A 16,195-nucleotide genomic window follows, 5' to 3' on the forward strand; every position below is an offset into this window, starting at 1 on the left:
CCCGATCACGCTCGCAACAGCACCATGAACCGGGGTGCTCCTTGCGCGGGTTCGAACAGCCCGGTGTTAACGGGTGGGCTCCGCATCGGCCTCGGCGAACGCTTCCCGGGCCAGGCGGAAGCTGTCCACCGCGGCCGGTACGCCGCAGTAGATGCCGACCTGGAGCAGGATTTCGCGTACCTGCTCGCGGCTAAGGCCATTACGCAGTGCACCGCGAATGTGCAGCTTGAGCTCGTGGGGCCGGTTGAGTGCGGAAATCATGGCCAAGTTTATCATGCTGCGTTCTTTGAGCGACAAGCCTTCACGGCCCCACACGTGCCCCCAGCAGTATTCGGTGACCAGTTCCTGCAGCGGTTTGGTGAATTCGTCGGCGTTCTGGATAGAACGGTTGACGTAGTCCTCACCCAGTACCTGGGTGCGGATTTGCAGGCCTTTCTCGTATTTTTCGTTGCTCATGCGCGGTGTTCCTATGTGATTGGGTGGCCGGGGGCTGTACGGCGAACCCGGCTATGCCAACGTCAGCCCAGGGGCGGCAAGGCGCCCAGTTTGCCCTTGTGATAAACCATGGGCGTCACCGGCTCGGCCGGGAGCACCAGGTTTTTCACGGCGCCGACGATGATCGCATGATCACCTCCGTCATACTCGCGCCACAGCTCGCACTCGATGATCGCGGTAGCCTTGGCCAGCAGCGGGTTGCCCAGTTCGCTCAGGTGCCATTCCAGGTGCTTGGCTTTATCTTTGCCCTTGCCGGCGAAGGCATAGGCTTCTGCGGTCTGTTCGGCAGACAGCAGGTGAATGGCGAACTGCTTGCTGTCACGCAGCACAGGGTAGGTATCGGACGCGTAGTTGGGGCAGAACAGCACCAGCGCCGGGTCGATCGACAGCGCGCTGAAGGCACTGGCGGTGATGCCGACAATGCCGCCATCCGCGTCCAGGGTGGTGACCACGGTCACGCCGGACGGGAACGAGCCCATCACGTCTTTGTAGATGCCAGGTTCGATCATCGGGTGTTACCTCTTAGCGCATCACGAACGGGTCGGGCATGGGCGCGGTGGACAGGTTGATCCACACGGTCTTCAGCTCGGTATAGGCCAGCACCGAATCGATGCCGCTTTCACGGCCGTAGCCGCTGTTCTTGAACCCGCCGATCGGTGCCATGGCCGAGACGGCGCGGTAGGTGTTGACCCAGATGATGCCCGAGCGCACGTCGCGCGCCAGGCGGTGGGCGCGTCCCAGGTCGCGGGTCCAGATGCCGGCCGCCAGGCCGAACTGCGAGTCGTTGGCGATGGCCAGTGCTTCTTCTTCGGTCTTGAAGCGGATCACCGCAGCGACAGGCCCGAACACCTCTTCCTGCATGATGGTCATCGAGTTGCTGTCGCACTCGAACAGGGTGGGCTCGTAGAACCAGCCGTCGCCTTCAACCTCGGCACGCTTGCCCCCCATGTGCAGCTTGGCGCCTTCGGCCTTGGCTGCGGCCACCAGGGTTTCGACCACTGCCAGCTGTTGCGCCGTGGCCATGGGGCCCATTTCGCTGGCGTCATCCTGCGGGCTGCCGATGCGGATACGCTTGGCCCGGGCGATGAGGCGTTCGACGAACTCATCGAAGATCTCGTCCTGTACCAGCAGGCGCGAACCGGCCACGCAGCTTTGCCCGGAGGCGGCATAGATACCGGCTACTGCGCCGTTGATGGCGCTGTCCAGGTCAGCGTCGGCAAAGATGATGTTCGGCGACTTGCCACCCAGTTCCAGCGACAGCTTGGCGAAGTTTTCTGCACTGCTGCGCACCACGTGCCGTGCCGTGGCGGCGCCACCGGTGAACGCGATCTTGCGCACCAGCGGGTGGCGGGTGAGGGCAGCGCCGGTGCTGGGGCCGTAGCCGGTCACCACGTTGACCACGCCGGCAGGGAAGCCAGCCTCCAGCGCCAGGCGGGCGAGCTCGAGAATGGTGGCCGAAGCATGCTCGGACGGCTTGAGCACAATGGTGTTGCCCGCCGCCAGGGCCGGGGCCAGCTTGATGGCGGTGAGGTACAGCGGGCTGTTCCACGGGATGATCCCGGCCACCACGCCGATGGGCTCGTGCACGGTGTAGGCGAACAGGTCCGGCTTGTCCAGGGGCAGGGTGCCGCCCTCGAGCTTGTCGGCCAGGCCCGCGGTGTAGTGGAAGAACTCCGGCAGGTAACCGACCTGGCCGCGGGTTTCGCGGATCAGCTTGCCGTTGTCGCGGCTCTCCAGCTGCGCCAGGTGCTCTTTGTTCTCGGCAATCAGGTCCCCCAGGCGGCGCAGCAGCTTGCCACGCGCCGTGGCGGTAATGCTGCGCCACTGCGGGCTGTCAAAGGCGCGCTGGGCGGCCTGCACAGCCAGTTCCACGTCGGCCTCGTCGGCGTCGGGCAGTTGTGCCCAGGCCTGGGCCGTGGCCGGGTTGAGGCTGTCGAAGGTCTTGCCGCTCTGGGCATCGTGCCATTGGCCGTCGATGCACATCTGGAAACGAACGAGGGTCATGCAACAATCCCCTTGGCGGATTCGGTCAGGCTGCGGGCGTTTGCAAGAAAGTCCAGCAGCATCTTGTTGACTTCACGTGGTGCTTCCACTGCCATCATATGCCGTTGTTCAGCAAGCACCACGCTGTGGGCGCCTGGAATACTGGCGGCAAGCTGGCGGGTCATGGCGGGCGTGGAGCCGGCGTCGAGCTCGCCGGTGGCAATCAGCGTGGGCACCTGAATGCTGCCCAGGTCGCCTGCGCGGTACATGTCCTGGGTGGCGAACAGTGAATAGGTGGTGTGGTAGCCCTGCGGGTCGTTGCCGGCCAGCACCTGGCGGATGGCGGCCACCTGAGCGGGGTTGGCCGCTTTGTATTCACGGCTGAACCAGCGCTCAAGCGCAGCGTCGACGTTGGCGTCAGGGCCAAGCTCCGCGGCCTGTGCGGCACGGGCGATAACGCCGGCGCTCTGCTCGGGGCTGCGGTTGAACACGCTGTTGAGCACCACCAGCGCAGCCAGGCGCTGTGGGTAATGCAGGGCGAAGGCACGGGCCACCAGGCCACCCATGGAGAAACCGATCACGGTTGCCTGGGGGATCTGCAGGTGGTCCAGCAACTCGGCCAGCTGGGCGGCGTAACCCTCCAGGCCGGTGTCGGCAGCTGGCAGGGCGCTTTGGCCGTGGCCGAGCATGTCGTAGGCGATGACGCGGTAGTCGTTGGCCAGGCCAACGATCTGCCCGCCCCACATTTCCTTGTTCAGGCCCACGCCGTGGATCAGTACCACAGGTTGGCCCTGGCCCACGCTCAGGTAGCTGGTGCCGGCGGGGGTGCGTTCAGCGACAGGCTGAATCATGGAGGGCGCTCCTTGAAGGTCGGGCGCGGCGGGTACACACGCCACGCCCCGGCCCGTCTTGGTTATTGTTATTGAGCGTTGGCTTTTTCGGCAGCCAGTTCTTCGAGGTCGATATAGCGGTTGCCGATACGCGGGTGCAGGCGGCCACCGTCGGCAGCGCCCAGCACCACCACGATCTCGTCGGCACGCGGCGCGTCTTCGATCTGCATTTCCAGGGTGATGTAGTGCGAGCGCAGGCCTTCGTCGTCCTTCTGCATCATCGGGATCTGGATCGAGGTGCCAGGGCCACCGCGCTTGTTGGTAAAGCTCAGGTAGCTCTTGGCCTGGACCGCTTCGCGGTAATGGTTGCCGAAACGCAGGGTATGGATCACGGCCGAGGCGTGCTCGATTTCGCCGTCTGCACCGACCACGGCGGCCTTGCCATAGGCCTCGATCTTGTCGGCACCGCCGATGGCAGCGGTAAGGCGCTCTACCATCAGTGCACCCAGCTCCGAGCAGTTGGCACGAATCTCGGGCTTCAGATCTTCAACAAAACCGCGACCGGCCCAAGGGTTCTTGATGACCACTGCCAGCCCGACCATGGTCACGGGCTTGTCGGTGGCCTTGCCACCTTCGATGCGGGTCTCTTCGGAATAGGTGACGATCTTGCGAATTTCGAAACTCATGGAAGGCTCCTGGTGAGGTTGATCAGTTCTTGTTGTCTGATGGTATACCATAATATTTGTTGTGCAAGAGGTGCCTGGAAATTTCTCGTTCGCGGGGACGAAAGGTGGCGGGCTTGGGTGTGGTGGTGGTTGGGAGATCGAGCGCCGCCCGCGCGGCGCATCGCGACCTGCGCTCGCTCCTACGCTTGTTTCGGGCCAATTATTCCTGCGCCATTTGCGCGCGAACGCTTGGCCCTTGAATCTAAAAAGCCCGCTCGCGCGGGCCGCTAGGGCCCACGGGAGCGGGCGTATCCCGCAATCAATCAGGCAATGGAAATTCAGGCGAACGCCGGCACCACTTCCTTGATGAACAGTTCAAGCGACTTTTTCTTCTCGGCGTGGGGCAGGCTGTTGTCGCACCAGAAGCTGAACTCGTCGACGCCCAGCTCCTGGTAGTAGCGGATGCGCGCGATGATTTCTTCCGGCGTGCCGATCATGGTGTTCTTGCGGATATTCTCCAGCTGGAACGCCGGCACTTCGGCGAACTTCGATTCCGGGCTCGGCGCCAGGAAACCGTTCACAGGCACGGTCTTGTTGCCAAACCAGGCATCGAAGGTGCGGTAGAAGCGCGAAATGGCCTGCGCGCCCACCTTCCAGCCTTCCGGCTCGTCTGGGCTGTGCACGTGAGTGTGGCGCAGCACCATCAGTTGTGGGCGCGGCACGCCCGGGTTGTTGTCCAGGGCTGCCTGGAACTTGTTCTTCAGGTCCAGCACTTCCTCGTCGCCCTTCATCAGCGGGGTGACCATGACATTGCAGCCATTGGCCACGGCGAAGTTGTGCGAGTCTGGGTCGCGGGCGGCGATCCACATCGGCGGCGTGGCGTTGAACGGCTTGGGTACGCTGGTGGAGGTGGGGAACTTGTACACCTCGCCCTCATGGGCGTAGTCGCCTTCCCACAGTTTGCGCACCACAGGCACCATTTCGCGCAGGGCCTTGCCGCCGTCAGTTGCGGGCATGCCACCGGCCATGCGGTCGAATTCGAACTGGTAGGCACCCCGGGCCAGGCCCACTTCCATGCGGCCGTTGCTGATCACGTCGAGCAGGGCGCACTCGCCGGCCACGCGGATGGGGTTCCAGAACGGCGCGATGATGGTGCCGGCGCCCAGGCGAATCTTTTCGGTGCGTGCCGCCAGGTAGGCCAGCAGTGGCATGGGGCTTGGCGAGATGGTGTATTCCATGGCGTGGTGTTCGCCAATCCACACGGTGCTGAAACCGCCGTCTTCGGCCATCAGGGTCAGTTCGGTGAGGTCTTCGAACAACTGGCGGTGGCTGACCTGTTCATCCCAACGTTCCATGTGCACGAACAACGAAAATTTCATGGGGGGTTCCTCAACGCTTGAAAATGTCTGGCGCCGGGCAGGGCTGGCGCCATGGGCTTTGATAGGGGGAAGGGGTCAGGCGAACGCCGGCAGGGTGGCCATTTTGCCGCGGCAGTACACCATTGGTCGCGGCGCTTCATCCGGGACAATCAGGTTGTGCACTTTGCCGACCATGATGGCGTGGTCACCGCCTTCGTACTCGCGCCACAACTCGCACTCGATCACGGCGGTAGCCCCGGCCAGGATCGGGTTGCCCAAGGCGCTCAGCGACCATTCGATGCCGGCAGCCTTGTCCTTGCCTTTTTTGGCGAACGCATAAGCCTGCGCCTGCTGTTCACCGGAGAGCAGGTGAATGGCAAAGCGCTTTTGGCGAATGAGCACAGGGTAGGAATCAGACGTGTAGTTGGGGCAGAACAGGACCAGTGGCGGGTCCATCGACAGCGACGAGAACGCGCTGGCGGTCAGGCCGACGACCGCGCCGTCGTCGTCCAGGGTGGTGATGACGGTAACGCCGGACGGGAAGGAACCCAGGACGTTTTTGTAGACGGTTGCGTCGATCATCTTGTGTACCTCTAAAGCTGCGGTGGGCCGCGGTTTTTATCGTTGATGTGTCTGATGGTATACCGTAATACCTATTTTGCAAGCGGAATTTTTGTACGTGGAATATGCGCGATGAACGGCTGCAGGCCACGTATATAAAGGGGTTGAGCACCAAGTTGATTTTTGCCAGCGGCTGCGGAAACGGATCAGCTGGGTTTTTTTAATGCGTATCAGTGTTGTCAAAAGTTTGGAATACCATAATATGGTCCGCAGCTGAGAGGCCGCCTTGATGCGGTTTCCTACAAAGATAAAAACGACCTTTCGAGCTAAAAACCATGTCCCAACCGTCGTCGCAACACCAGTTTGTCGAGAATCACACGGTCGATTACGTTCCACCTGCCGAGCGCCATGGGAAGGCGCGCGACCTGTTCACCCTCTGGTTCAGCACCAACATCGCGCCACTGCCCATCGTCACCGGCGCCATGGTGGTTCAGGTGTTTCACCTGAACCTGCTGTGGGGGCTGGTCGCTATCGTGCTGGGCCATCTGGTCGGGGGCGTGGTCATCGCCCTTGCCTCTGCGCAGGGACCGCAGCTGGGCATTCCGCAGATGGTGCAGAGCCGCGGCCAGTTCGGCCGCTACGGTGCGCTGCTGATCGTCTTCTTTACCGCGCTGATCTACGTCGGCTTCTTCATCTCCAACATCGTGCTGGCAGGCAAGACCATTCATGGCATTGCCCCGAGCGTGCCGATGCCGGGGGCCATCGTCATCGGTGCCCTCAGCGCCACGGCCATCGGCGTCATCGGCTATCGCTTCATCCATACCCTCAACCGTATCGGTACCTGGGTGATGGGCTCGGCGCTGCTGGCCGGCTTCATCATGATGTTCGCCCAGACCCTGCCCGCCGACTTCCTTACCCGCGGGGCCTTCAACCTGTCCGGCTTCATCGCCACGGTCTCGCTGGGCATCATCTGGCAGATCAGCTTCTCGCCGTACACCTCGGACTATTCGCGTTACCTGCCCCGTGAGGTCGGTATCGCCAAGCCGTTCTGGGCCACCTATTTCGGCGCCACCCTGGGCACTATCCTGTGCTTCAGCTTCGGCACGGTGGCGGTGCTGTGCGTGCCGGAAGGCACTGATGCGATGGATGCAGTGAAACAGGCCACTGGCTGGCTGGGGCCGATCCTGATGGTGTTGTTCCTGCTCAACATCATCAGCCACAACGCCCTCAACCTGTATGGCGCCGTGTTGTCGATCGTGACCGCCATCCAGACCTTCGTGGCCCACTGGACGCCCAGCATCAAGGTACGTGTGGTACTGGCCAGCGTGATTCTGGCGGGTTGCGGCCTGGTTGCCCTGAATGCGTCGGCCGACTTCATCGGCCAGTTCATCGGCCTGATCCTGGCGCTGCTGCTGGTGCTGGTACCCTGGGCATCGATCAACCTGATCGACTTCTACCTGATCAAGAAGGGCCAGTACGACATCGCCTCGATTTTCAGCGCCGACGGCGGCATCTATGGCCGCTTCAACCACCACGCCATCATTGCCTACGCCTGCGGCATTCTGGTGCAGTTGCCGTTTGCCAATACATCGCTGTATGTGGGGCCGTACTCGAACATCGTCGAAGGGGCAGACCTGTCCTGGCTGTTCGGCCTGTTGGTGACGGTGCCGCTGTATTACTGCCTGGCAACCCGGGGCAAGGTGGAGAAGGTGGGGCGGGCAGTGACGGTTAAATGATCCCTGCACCACTGTGTTGACCCGGGGCCGCCATGCGGCCCCCGGTCTTTATGGGTCAGACCTTGAACTGCGCCACCATGGCATTGAGGTCCACTGCCAAGCGCGACAGGTCCTGGGCCGCTGCACTGGTCTGGTTGGCACCGGCCGAAGTCTGCATGGACAGGTCGCGGATGTTGACCAGGTTGCGGTCCACTTCCCGCGCCACCTGCGCCTGCTGCTCCGATGCGCTGGCAATCACCAGGTTCCGCTGGTTGATCGAGGCGATTGCCTCGGCGATCACTTCCAGCGCCTGGCCGGCACCCTGCGCCACTTCAAGCGTGCCAGACGCACGGTCCTGGCTGCTGCCCATGGCGGTGACCGCGCGCTCGGTACCGTTCTGGATACCGGTGATCATCTGCTCGATTTCTGCGGTGGACTGCTGGGTACGGTGGGCCAGCGCGCGTACCTCGTCGGCCACGACCGCAAAGCCCCGGCCCGCCTCGCCAGCGCGGGCCGCTTCGATGGCGGCGTTGAGCGCCAACAGGTTGGTTTGCCCGGCGATGGCGCCGATCACATCCAGCACCCGGCTGATCTCGTTGGCACTGCTGGCCAGTTGCTGGATCTCGCCGGAGGTGCCGGTCACTTCCGCCACCAACTGCTCAATGGACGCCAGCGCCTGGTTGACCCGGTCACGGCCGTCGCGTGTCGTCTGGTCGGCACCTTTGGACGCATCGGCGGTGCTCACGGCGTTGTTGGCGACTTCCTCGACAGCGGCGGTCATCTGGTTCACGGCGGTGGCTGCCTGATCGATTTCCGCGCTTTGCTGGTGGAGGCCGCGGCTGGTGTCCTCGGTCACGGTGTGCAGCTCTTCGGACGCCGACGCCAACTGGTCGGACGACGCGACGATCTTGCCGATGGTTTCGCGCAGGTTGCCCTGCATGCGGCTCAACGCCGCCAGCAGCAACGCTGGCTCGTCGCGGCCGACCACACGGATCTGCTGGGTGAGGTCACCGGTTGCGACACGTTCGGCCACGGCCACGGCGTCTGCCAGCGGCACCACGATACTGCGGGTGAGCAGGGTGGCGATGGCCAGCAGGGCCAGCATGATGATGACCAATGCGCCGATGATGGCCACATACGCTTCATCGGCCACGTCACTGCTCAACTGGGAAGCAGCTTCGGCACCTTTGCCATTGAAGGTGATCAGGGCGGTCATGGCCTGCATCATGGTGTCGGCGCGGTCAGTGAGCGGGCCAGTGATCGACTGCTTGGCGTTGTCCAGGCGGCCGGCCGAGATGTCCTGCAGCACCTCGGTCTGGACTTGCAGGTAATCCCGATAGGTACTTTTGAAGGTCTCGAACAGGGCGCTGTCTTCTTCGCTGACGATGGTACCGACGTAGTCTTCGATACCTTTTTGCAACTGCGCTTCTACTCCCCGGATCAGCTCCAGGTTGCGGCTGCGTTCAGCGGGGTCGTCGTCCAGTGCGCTGCGCAGGGTGAGTGCGCGGGCCCGGCCAAGGTTGCTGTTGATATCGCTGAGCGACATCACGGTGGGCATCCAGGTCAGGCGTATTTCATCCGTAGACTCGTCCATCTTCTGGGTTTCATACAGGGCGGTCATGCCCAGTATCAGTACCAGCAAACCCAGCACGGCAAACACGCTGGCTGCGCGAACGCCGATTTTCATATTCCTCAACTGCATCAGATGCTCCTACGGTGGCAGGCAGGCCTCGGGAGCTGGTGACGCAATGCCATGTCACCGGAAAGGCGCCAGGCTCTGGAAGCGCTGCGGATTAGGGAGTGGACCGTACCCTCACGAATACTGTTTTGCTTTGGATGATTACATATAGCCATTATTGTTGAACAGTCATACAACGTAACGGCATGAGTGGCAGCTCGCGCTGCTAACGGCTGTCGTGCTGGCGCCGGTACGCCCCAGGCTGCACGCCGATGGCCTTGTTGAAGGCCCGGGTGAACGCGGCCACCGACTGGTACCCGGCTTGCACGCCCACTTGCTCCACCGTATGTCCCGCCCGCAGCAACTGGCTGGCATGGCGCATGCGCAGTGCCAGCAGTACCTGGCCGGGCGACTGACCGGCCAGGTCGTTGAAGCGTTTGAAAAATGCCGACCGTGACAGGCCGGTGCACGCCGCCATGCGTTCCAGTGTCCAGGGCTGCCCGGGGTCACCGATCAGTTGCTCCAGCAGTTCGGCAAAGTTGGGCTGGCGGGCGAGGGCGATCAAGCCTCCATACTTCTGCCCGGCATGCACCTGTTGGCGCAGTGCATACAGGAACAGCAGATGAGTCAGGCGCTCCAACAATACCTGTGACGGCCCGGGCTGGCGCCGGCATTCCTCCATGATCAACCCGAACAGCGCCTGGGCTGCATTGCCCGCCGGGTCGTCGGCGCGGAGCACGATAAGGTCGGCCAGCCCTTCGGCAATCAGCGAAGACAACCCGCTGCTGAAGTGGAAAAAGCCGCACACCAGCCCCACGCCGTCCACCGCCTCGGCATTCAGCGTCTGCATGGCCTGGCGCGGTTGGGCGCAGGCGTCTGCGGTGTCCTGCTCACTGGCCAGCCGGTACTCGATGTCACGCAACAGAAACACCGCATCACCACGCTCGAGCCGCACCGGTTGCGCTTGCCCGGCTGCGTGCAGCCAGCAGTGCCCCTGCACCACCAGGTGAAAACTGGCGTGGCCCATGCCGTAGGTGCTGGCGTGCCAGCCGCCGCAATAGCGGCCCACGTGGAACAGGCTGGCATCGAGTTCCAGGCTTTCTAATAACCATTCAACGAGGTGGCTGGCGCAAATCATCTAATACAAACACTCTGGAGCAAGTAAAAGCGACTGATGAATATGGAGCGAACTTCTTATAACCAACAGACTGTGGGCACACCCAAGTATGGAGACTACCTCATGTCCTCGCGCATTACCCTACACACCCTGCAAAGCGCCCCCGAGGCGGCCCGGCCGTTTTTGGAAAACGCCCAGAAGAACGCCGGCTTCATCCCCAACCTGCTGGGGGTGCTGGCCAATGCACCGGCTGCGCTGGAGACCTACGTGACCGTTTCTGCGTTGAACGGCAAATCGGAACTCACCCTCGCCGAACGCGAGGTGGTGCAGTTGATTGCCGCCACCCAGCACGGTTGTGACTTCTGCGTGGCAGGCCACACGGCCGTGGCGCTGAACAAGGCCAAGCTGCCCCAGGAGGTGGTCGATGCCCTGCGTGCTCGCGGTGAATTGCCCGATGCACGCTATGAAACCCTGGCGGCCTTTGCCCGTGAAGTCATCGCCACCCGTGGCAATGTCAGTGACGCGACCTATCAGGCGTTCCGTGACGCCGGTTTCACAGAAGGCAACGCCCTGGAAGTGATTCTGGGGGTGAGCCTCGCAACCCTGTGCAACTTTGCTAATGTGTTCGCCCAGACGCCGCTCAATGACGAGCTGGGCAAATACCGCTGGCATCAGCCGTCTGCCTGATTCACCCAACGGGCTGCCAGGTGGGTGGTCGGTGTAGGAGCGGCCTGGTGCCGCAGAGGGGTCGCCTGGCGGCCGCGGCGTTTTACAAGGAGCAAGATCATGCAAGATTGTGCATTTCGGACGTGGCTGGATGCCAACGCCGAAGCCATCGACCGGGGTCAGTGCGAACCGCACCAGGTGCTGGCGCATATTGCCGACTCGCAGCTGTTGCAGGTTGGCGTTGACCCTGCGTTGGGCGGGGTCGGCGGCCAGGTCACCGATGCCGTCGAGGCAATTGCCGCCATCGCCAGCCGCTCGCTGGCCACGGCGTTCGTGTGCTGGGGGCAGCGTGCCTTCATCGAGTACCTGCTGCACAGCCCTAACCAGGGCCTGCGCGAGCGGCTGCTGCCGCAGCTGCTAAAGGGTGAACTGGCCGGCGCCACCGGCCTGTCCAATGCCATGAAGTTCCTGTCTGGCATCGAGGCGCTGCAGGTGCGTGGCCGCCCCACCTATGATGGCTGGAACCTCGAAGGCCGCTTGCACTGGGTGACCAACCTGCGCAAAAGCGGCTTCGTGGTGGCCGCAGCCATTGAGGACGATGCCGGGGGGGCTCCGTTCGTGCTGGCTATCCCGTCCGGGGCACAGGGCCTGGAACGGTCCGACGACCTGCAGTTGATGGGCCTGCAGTCCAGCAATACGGCGGCGCTGGCCTTCCACCAGGTGCAACTGGCCCGCGACTGGCTGCTGCACGAAAACGCCCGTGAATTCCTGCCTCAGGTCCGGCCTGCGTTTCTCGCACTGCAGTGTGGCATGGCCATCGGCCTTGCGCGCCGGGCGTTGCAGGAGGTGCAACTGCACCTGCATGGGCGGGCGTCGTTCCTTGAGGAGGCGCAGCAGGTGCTGGCCGCACGGCTGGAAAACACCGTTGCCGAGCTCAAGCAGGGGCTGTTGGACGAGCGCTTCCGCCAGCAGCCGGCAGCCCTGTTCAAACTGCGCATCACCCTGGCCGAGTGTGCGGCCGATGCTGTACAGCTGGAGCTTCAGGCCAGCGGTGGCAAGGCCTACCTGAGCGAGTATGGCGAAGGCTTTGCCCGGCGCTGGCGCGAGTCGGCCTTTGTGCCGATCGTGACGCCGAGCCTGGTGCAGCTTCGCGCCGAACTGCAGCGCCAGGCCGCCTCGGCATGACGCAGGTAGTGCTGGAAGCCCGGGATATCAGCCTGGGTTACCCTCGCGAGGGCGGCTGGCAGCAGGTACTCGCCCAGTTCGATCTCCAGCTTGCACCGGGGGAGGTGGTGAGCATCCTGGGGCCGAGCGGTGTGGGCAAGTCGAGCTTGTTGCGGGTGTTGGCGGGCCTGCAGCAGCCCCGCAGCGGTACCGTGAGCCTGCATGGGCAACCGTTGCAGGGCCCGCATCCGCGCCTGGCGGTGGCGTTCCAGGACCCGAGCCTGTTGCCATGGCTGAACCTTGAAAAGAACGTCGCCTTCGGCCTGGACTTTGCGCGCCAGCCCAACCTGGCCGCGCACGAGCGTCGCGCACGGGTCGACCATGCCATTGCCGCCGTGGGCCTGGGCCATGCGCGCAACCAGTACCCGGCGCAGCTGTCGGGCGGCATGGCTCAGCGCACGGCGCTGGCCCGCTGCCTGGCGCGCCAGCCACAGGTGCTGCTGTTGGACGAGCCGTTCGGGGCACTGGATGAAGTGACCCGGGCCGATATGCAGCAATTGCTGCTGCAACTGATCGCCACCCATAACACGGCGGCGGTGCTGATTACCCACGACATCGACGAAGCCCTGCTGTTGTCCGATCGGGTATTGCTACTGGGCGATCACCCAGCGCATGTCCTCGGCCAATGGCCCATCGACCTGCCGCAACCGCGGACGCAGCAGGTCGAGGCACTGGGCGCCTTGCGCATCGACATTCTGAAAACCTTTCGGCGGGCAAGCCGCACAGTCGAACCCCACCCAACCCTGTTGCCCTCGGAGGCTGTCCATGTGCATGGATGACTGCTGCTCCTCTTCTTCACGCCGTGATTTTCTAAAGCTCGGCGCCATGTTCACCGCTGCCGGTGCCTTGCCGCTGCTGTCCAGCCTGCAAGCGCGCGCTGCCGCCGAGCCGGATGCGCCTGTGCGCATTGGTTACCTGCCGATCACCGATGCCACGCCGTTGCTGGTGGCGCACAATAACGGCCTGTTCGAAGCCGAAGGCATCAAGGCCGAGCGGCCGGTGCTGCTGCGTAGTTGGGCGCAGGTGATCGAAGCGTTCATCTCTGGGCAGGTCAATGTCATCCACCTGCTGTCGCCCATGACCGTATGGGCGCGCTATGGCAGCAAGGTCCCGGCCAAGGTGGTCGCCTGGAATCACGTGGGCGGTTCGGGGCTGACGGTGGCACCAGACATAACCGATATCAAGCAGCTGGGCGGCAAGACCGTAGCGATCCCGTTCTGGTATTCCATCCATAACGTGGTGTTGCAGCAGATGCTGACCGACAATGGCCTTGAAGCCGTTTCCAAGCCCGCCAACGCGCCGTTGGCGGCCAACCAGGTCAACCTGCTGGTGCTGCCACCTTCGGACATGCCTCCGGCCCTGGCCAGCAAGCGCATCGCCGGTTACATCGTTGCCGAGCCATTCAACGCCCTGGCCGAGAACCTCAAGGTGGGCCGGGTGCAGCGCTTTACCGGCGATGTGTGGCGCAATCACGCGTGCTGCGTGGTGTTCATGCACGAGCACGACCTCAACAACCGCCCGGAATGGTCGCAGAAGGTGGTCAACGCCATCGTCAAGGCCCAGCAATGGACCCGCGACCATCGCGCCGAGGCCGCCGCACTGCTGTCCAAGGCCGGCCCCAACAAGTACACGCCCCATGAGCCCGCCGTGCTGGCCAAGGTGCTGGCGCCCGCTGCCGACGACCGTGCCGGGTACATCGCCAGTGGCGCCATCCGCCATCAGCAGTGGGATGAAAAGCGTATCGACTTCCAGCCTTACCCGTACCCGAGCTATACCGAAGAACTGGTGAAGCGCCTGAAGACGACGTTGATCGAGGGTGATAACCGCTTCCTGGCCAATCTGGACCCTGCCCACATAGCCCGCGACCTGGTAGATGACCGCTTTGTGCGCAACGCCATTGCGGCAGTGGGTGGGCCCTCGGTGTTCGGCATCGCCGACAACTTCGAGCGCAGTGAGGAGTTCGCGGTCTGATGCGCAAGCATGTCGTTCACGCCAGCCTCGGGCTGGCCGGGTTGCTGGCGCTGTTGGTGCTGTGGTGGGCCGGGGTGGAAGTGTTCGGCCAGGCCGATGGGCTGTCGGCGCGGTTTTCACCGGCGGCGACCCTTGCCAGCCTGGTCGAGCTGTTAGGGCAGGGCGAGGTATACGGGCACATCTGGGTGAGCCTGAAGCGTATTCTGGTGGGCCTGCTACTGGCGTTGTTGATCGGCGTACCCCTGGGTTTGCTGGTGGGCAGCTACCGTCACCTGGAAGCCGCAACCACACCGGCGTTCCAGTTTTTGCGCATGATCTCGCCCCTGTCCTGGATGCCCGTGGTGGTGATGCTGATGGGGGTAGGGGACCAGCCTATCTATTTTCTGCTGGCGTTCGCCGCGCTGTGGCCGATTTTGCTGAACACAGCAGCAGGTGTTCGCCAACTGGACCCGCGCTGGTTGCAATTAAGTCGCAGCCTGAGTGCCACCCGTTGGGAAACCCTGTGCAAGGTCATCGTGCCGGGGGTGATCGGGCATGTGCTGACAGGCGTTCGCCTGGCCATCGGTATCCTCTGGATCGTGCTGGTGCCCTGCGAAATGCTGGGCGTGAGTGCGGGCCTGGGGTACTTCATTCTTGATACCCGCGACCGCTTGGCGTACTCCGAGCTGATGGCTATGGTGCTGTTGATTGGTGTACTGGGGTTCGCGCTGGATGCCGTGGCGCGTGGGTTGCATCGCCACTGGGTGCACGCCTGAAACAAACGGGCTGCGCAGGCAGCCCGCGCCGCCTCAATGGACTGTCTGGCGCTGGCGCACACAGGCCTGGGCCTGCAGGCTCAACGCGTCCAGGCGTTCGTCGCGCTGCTGTTCGGCCTCGATCATGGCATCTTCACCTTGCTGGTTGAGCAGGTAGGTGTGAATCTGCATGACCTCGGTGGTTTCGTAGATGGGCGCGATGTCCAGGCGGCCGATCAGGGCGCCGCTTGGTTGACCGGTACTGCTCATCAGCACCTGTGGGCCGTTGGCGGCCACCACCTGCATGCCCATGGCTTCGAACCACGGTACCTGGCTGGCGAAGGCATTCAGCTCGACGCAGGCTTGTCGGCTTTGCAGGTCGCCCAACAAGGCGCGGGCGATCCCTTGGCGGCGGTGGTCGGGGTGCACTGCCAGGAAGGCCAGCTCGCACGCCTGGTCATCGTCCTGGGCGGGCAGGGTGAGGGCGAAGCCCAGCAGCTTGTCAGGTGCATCGGCGTCCAGTGCCAGTGTCAGGGCCACTGACAGGCCGCGTGTGCCATCCAGCGCTTGCAGGTATTGGTGCACTTCCATGCCGACGCCGTACTGGTACAGCGGGTAAAGGGGGTTGTCGGCAGTGATGGCGACGCTGCTCAGCGTGCCCACGGCATGAATCACCAGCTCGCGGATCTGGTTCTGGAAGGACTCGGGTGGCACGCTGTCGAGGCGGCTCAGGATGAACATCGGGTGACGGGCTCCGGCGGGTCGGGGTAGGGCCTGCCAATGTAGGTGGCAGGTGGCACAGTCTAACCGTTTGCTGCAGAGGGTGCGAAAGTGCCGTCGGTGGCCAGGGTTGAAGTTGATGGCTTTTTTCGGTGTGTTTATGTCATCTGTAAGAGACGATGAACCACTTTCATTCGGCGTTAATGAAGAAGCGTTATAGTGTGAAAACTGCAGCTGCAGCTGCAGCTGCAGCTGCAGCTGCAACTGCAACTGCAACTGCAACTGCAACTGCAACTGCAACTGCAACTGCAACTGCAACTGCAACTGCAACTGCAACTGCAACTGCAACTGCAACTGCAACTGCAACTGCAACTGCAACTGCAACTGCAACTGCAACCCTAAACATATCCACTTATTAACTAAATAAACTCGACCGCTCTTGCTTCTGAGCGCGCGGTAGTTCAGGCAACACCGGTTG

General features: G+C 63.1%; 16 protein-coding genes. 6 read left to right on the plus strand and 10 right to left on the minus strand.

Annotation, left to right across the window (positions count from 1 at the left end):
- Nucleotides 1-66: 66 nt before the first annotated feature.
- The 7 genes from APH25_RS20265 to APH25_RS20295 form a co-directional block, all read right to left on the minus strand.
- Complete coding sequence (locus tag APH25_RS20265; RefSeq protein ID WP_060483147.1) at nucleotides 67-456, minus strand: carboxymuconolactone decarboxylase family protein; 390 nt, start codon at nucleotides 454-456, stop codon at nucleotides 67-69.
- Nucleotides 457-518: 62 nt separating this feature from the next.
- Nucleotides 519-1,004, minus strand: a complete 486-nt coding sequence (locus tag APH25_RS20270; protein ID WP_060483148.1) for a flavin reductase family protein — start codon at nucleotides 1,002-1,004, stop codon at nucleotides 519-521.
- A 13-nt stretch (nucleotides 1,005-1,017) separates the two neighbouring features.
- A complete protein-coding gene (locus APH25_RS20275) occupies nucleotides 1,018-2,499 on the minus strand; it encodes an aldehyde dehydrogenase (protein WP_028633785.1) in 1,482 nt (493 codons plus the stop codon).
- The gene (locus APH25_RS20280) at nucleotides 2,496-3,329 is read right to left on the minus strand and encodes an alpha/beta fold hydrolase (protein ID WP_028633786.1); all 834 of its coding nucleotides are present in this window, start codon (nucleotides 3,327-3,329) and stop codon (nucleotides 2,496-2,498) included. The genes APH25_RS20275 and APH25_RS20280 overlap by 4 nt, the downstream gene beginning before the upstream one ends.
- Nucleotides 3,330-3,397: 68 nt before the next feature.
- Nucleotides 3,398-3,994 carry an amino acid synthesis family protein gene (locus APH25_RS20285; RefSeq protein WP_003256068.1) on the minus strand — a complete coding sequence of 199 codons (597 nt, stop codon included), beginning with the start codon at nucleotides 3,992-3,994 and terminating at the stop codon, nucleotides 3,398-3,400.
- A 317-nt stretch (nucleotides 3,995-4,311) separates the two neighbouring features.
- The gene (locus APH25_RS20290; RefSeq protein WP_060483149.1) at nucleotides 4,312-5,352 is read right to left on the minus strand and encodes an LLM class flavin-dependent oxidoreductase; all 1,041 of its coding nucleotides are present in this window, start codon (nucleotides 5,350-5,352) and stop codon (nucleotides 4,312-4,314) included.
- Nucleotides 5,353-5,427: 75 nt separating this feature from the next.
- Complete coding sequence (locus APH25_RS20295) at nucleotides 5,428-5,913, minus strand: flavin reductase family protein (protein WP_028633788.1); 486 nt, start codon at nucleotides 5,911-5,913, stop codon at nucleotides 5,428-5,430.
- A gap of 314 nt (nucleotides 5,914-6,227) precedes the next feature.
- Here APH25_RS20295 and APH25_RS20300 point away from each other — a divergent pair, with 314 nt between their 5' ends.
- Complete coding sequence (locus APH25_RS20300) at nucleotides 6,228-7,628, plus strand: cytosine permease (protein ID WP_060483150.1); 1,401 nt, start codon at nucleotides 6,228-6,230, stop codon at nucleotides 7,626-7,628.
- A 55-nt stretch (nucleotides 7,629-7,683) separates the two neighbouring features.
- Here the strand turns inward: APH25_RS20300 and APH25_RS20305 are convergent, their stop codons facing one another.
- Complete coding sequence (locus APH25_RS20305; RefSeq protein ID WP_060483151.1) at nucleotides 7,684-9,309, minus strand: methyl-accepting chemotaxis protein; 1,626 nt, start codon at nucleotides 9,307-9,309, stop codon at nucleotides 7,684-7,686.
- A gap of 202 nt (nucleotides 9,310-9,511) precedes the next feature.
- Nucleotides 9,512-10,423 carry an AraC family transcriptional regulator gene (locus APH25_RS20310; protein ID WP_060483152.1) on the minus strand — a complete coding sequence of 304 codons (912 nt, stop codon included), beginning with the start codon at nucleotides 10,421-10,423 and terminating at the stop codon, nucleotides 9,512-9,514.
- A gap of 102 nt (nucleotides 10,424-10,525) precedes the next feature.
- On the opposite strand from APH25_RS20310, the gene APH25_RS20315 reads away from it, so the two are divergent.
- From APH25_RS20315 to APH25_RS20335, 5 genes are all read left to right on the plus strand, one after another.
- Nucleotides 10,526-11,089, plus strand: a complete 564-nt coding sequence (locus tag APH25_RS20315; RefSeq protein WP_028633792.1) for a carboxymuconolactone decarboxylase family protein — start codon at nucleotides 10,526-10,528, stop codon at nucleotides 11,087-11,089.
- Nucleotides 11,090-11,188: 99 nt separating this feature from the next.
- Complete coding sequence (locus APH25_RS20320; protein WP_060483153.1) at nucleotides 11,189-12,253, plus strand: acyl-CoA dehydrogenase family protein; 1,065 nt, start codon at nucleotides 11,189-11,191, stop codon at nucleotides 12,251-12,253.
- The gene (locus tag APH25_RS20325) at nucleotides 12,250-13,071 is read left to right on the plus strand and encodes an ABC transporter ATP-binding protein (RefSeq protein ID WP_060483154.1); all 822 of its coding nucleotides are present in this window, start codon (nucleotides 12,250-12,252) and stop codon (nucleotides 13,069-13,071) included. The genes APH25_RS20320 and APH25_RS20325 overlap by 4 nt, the downstream gene beginning before the upstream one ends.
- Nucleotides 13,058-14,263, plus strand: coding sequence for an ABC transporter substrate-binding protein (locus APH25_RS20330; protein ID WP_060483155.1), 1,206 nt, complete (start codon nucleotides 13,058-13,060; stop codon nucleotides 14,261-14,263). The genes APH25_RS20325 and APH25_RS20330 overlap by 14 nt, the downstream gene beginning before the upstream one ends.
- Nucleotides 14,263-15,018, plus strand: coding sequence for an ABC transporter permease (locus APH25_RS20335; protein ID WP_060483156.1), 756 nt, complete (start codon nucleotides 14,263-14,265; stop codon nucleotides 15,016-15,018). The genes APH25_RS20330 and APH25_RS20335 overlap by 1 nt, the downstream gene beginning before the upstream one ends.
- A 33-nt stretch (nucleotides 15,019-15,051) precedes the next feature.
- On the opposite strand, the gene APH25_RS20340 is transcribed toward APH25_RS20335, so the two are convergent.
- Nucleotides 15,052-15,738 (minus strand): GNAT family N-acetyltransferase, encoded by a 687-nt coding sequence (locus APH25_RS20340; RefSeq protein WP_060483157.1) that lies wholly within the window; start codon nucleotides 15,736-15,738, stop codon nucleotides 15,052-15,054.
- Nucleotides 15,739-16,195 lie beyond the last annotated feature (457 nt).

This window comes from Pseudomonas sp. NBRC 111119 (assembly GCF_001320125.1).
In the GTDB taxonomy this organism is placed as follows: Bacteria; Pseudomonadota; Gammaproteobacteria; order Pseudomonadales; family Pseudomonadaceae; genus Aquipseudomonas; species Aquipseudomonas parafulva.

Bases quoted from the DNA above. Each gene is read 5' to 3' on its own strand.
- APH25_RS20265 (WP_060483147.1), bottom strand. From the start codon at position 456: ATGAGCAACGAAAAATACGAGAAAGGCCTGCAAATCCGCACCCAGGTA.
- APH25_RS20270 (WP_060483148.1), bottom strand. From the start codon at position 1,004: ATGATCGAACCTGGCATCTACAAAGACGTGATGGGCTCGTTCCCGTCC.
- APH25_RS20275 (WP_028633785.1), bottom strand. From the start codon at position 2,499: ATGACCCTCGTTCGTTTCCAGATGTGCATCGACGGCCAATGGCACGAT.
- APH25_RS20280 (WP_028633786.1), bottom strand. From the start codon at position 3,329: ATGATTCAGCCTGTCGCTGAACGCACCCCCGCCGGCACCAGCTACCTG.
- APH25_RS20285 (WP_003256068.1), bottom strand. From the start codon at position 3,994: ATGAGTTTCGAAATTCGCAAGATCGTCACCTATTCCGAAGAGACCCGC.
- APH25_RS20290 (WP_060483149.1), bottom strand. From the start codon at position 5,352: ATGAAATTTTCGTTGTTCGTGCACATGGAACGTTGGGATGAACAGGTC.
- APH25_RS20295 (WP_028633788.1), bottom strand. From the start codon at position 5,913: ATGATCGACGCAACCGTCTACAAAAACGTCCTGGGTTCCTTCCCGTCC.
- APH25_RS20300 (WP_060483150.1), top strand. From the start codon at position 6,228: ATGTCCCAACCGTCGTCGCAACACCAGTTTGTCGAGAATCACACGGTC.
- APH25_RS20305 (WP_060483151.1), bottom strand. From the start codon at position 9,309: ATGCAGTTGAGGAATATGAAAATCGGCGTTCGCGCAGCCAGCGTGTTT.
- APH25_RS20310 (WP_060483152.1), bottom strand. From the start codon at position 10,423: ATGATTTGCGCCAGCCACCTCGTTGAATGGTTATTAGAAAGCCTGGAA.
- APH25_RS20315 (WP_028633792.1), top strand. From the start codon at position 10,526: ATGTCCTCGCGCATTACCCTACACACCCTGCAAAGCGCCCCCGAGGCG.
- APH25_RS20320 (WP_060483153.1), top strand. From the start codon at position 11,189: ATGCAAGATTGTGCATTTCGGACGTGGCTGGATGCCAACGCCGAAGCC.
- APH25_RS20325 (WP_060483154.1), top strand. From the start codon at position 12,250: ATGACGCAGGTAGTGCTGGAAGCCCGGGATATCAGCCTGGGTTACCCT.
- APH25_RS20330 (WP_060483155.1), top strand. From the start codon at position 13,058: ATGTGCATGGATGACTGCTGCTCCTCTTCTTCACGCCGTGATTTTCTA.
- APH25_RS20335 (WP_060483156.1), top strand. From the start codon at position 14,263: ATGCGCAAGCATGTCGTTCACGCCAGCCTCGGGCTGGCCGGGTTGCTG.
- APH25_RS20340 (WP_060483157.1), bottom strand. From the start codon at position 15,738: ATGTTCATCCTGAGCCGCCTCGACAGCGTGCCACCCGAGTCCTTCCAG.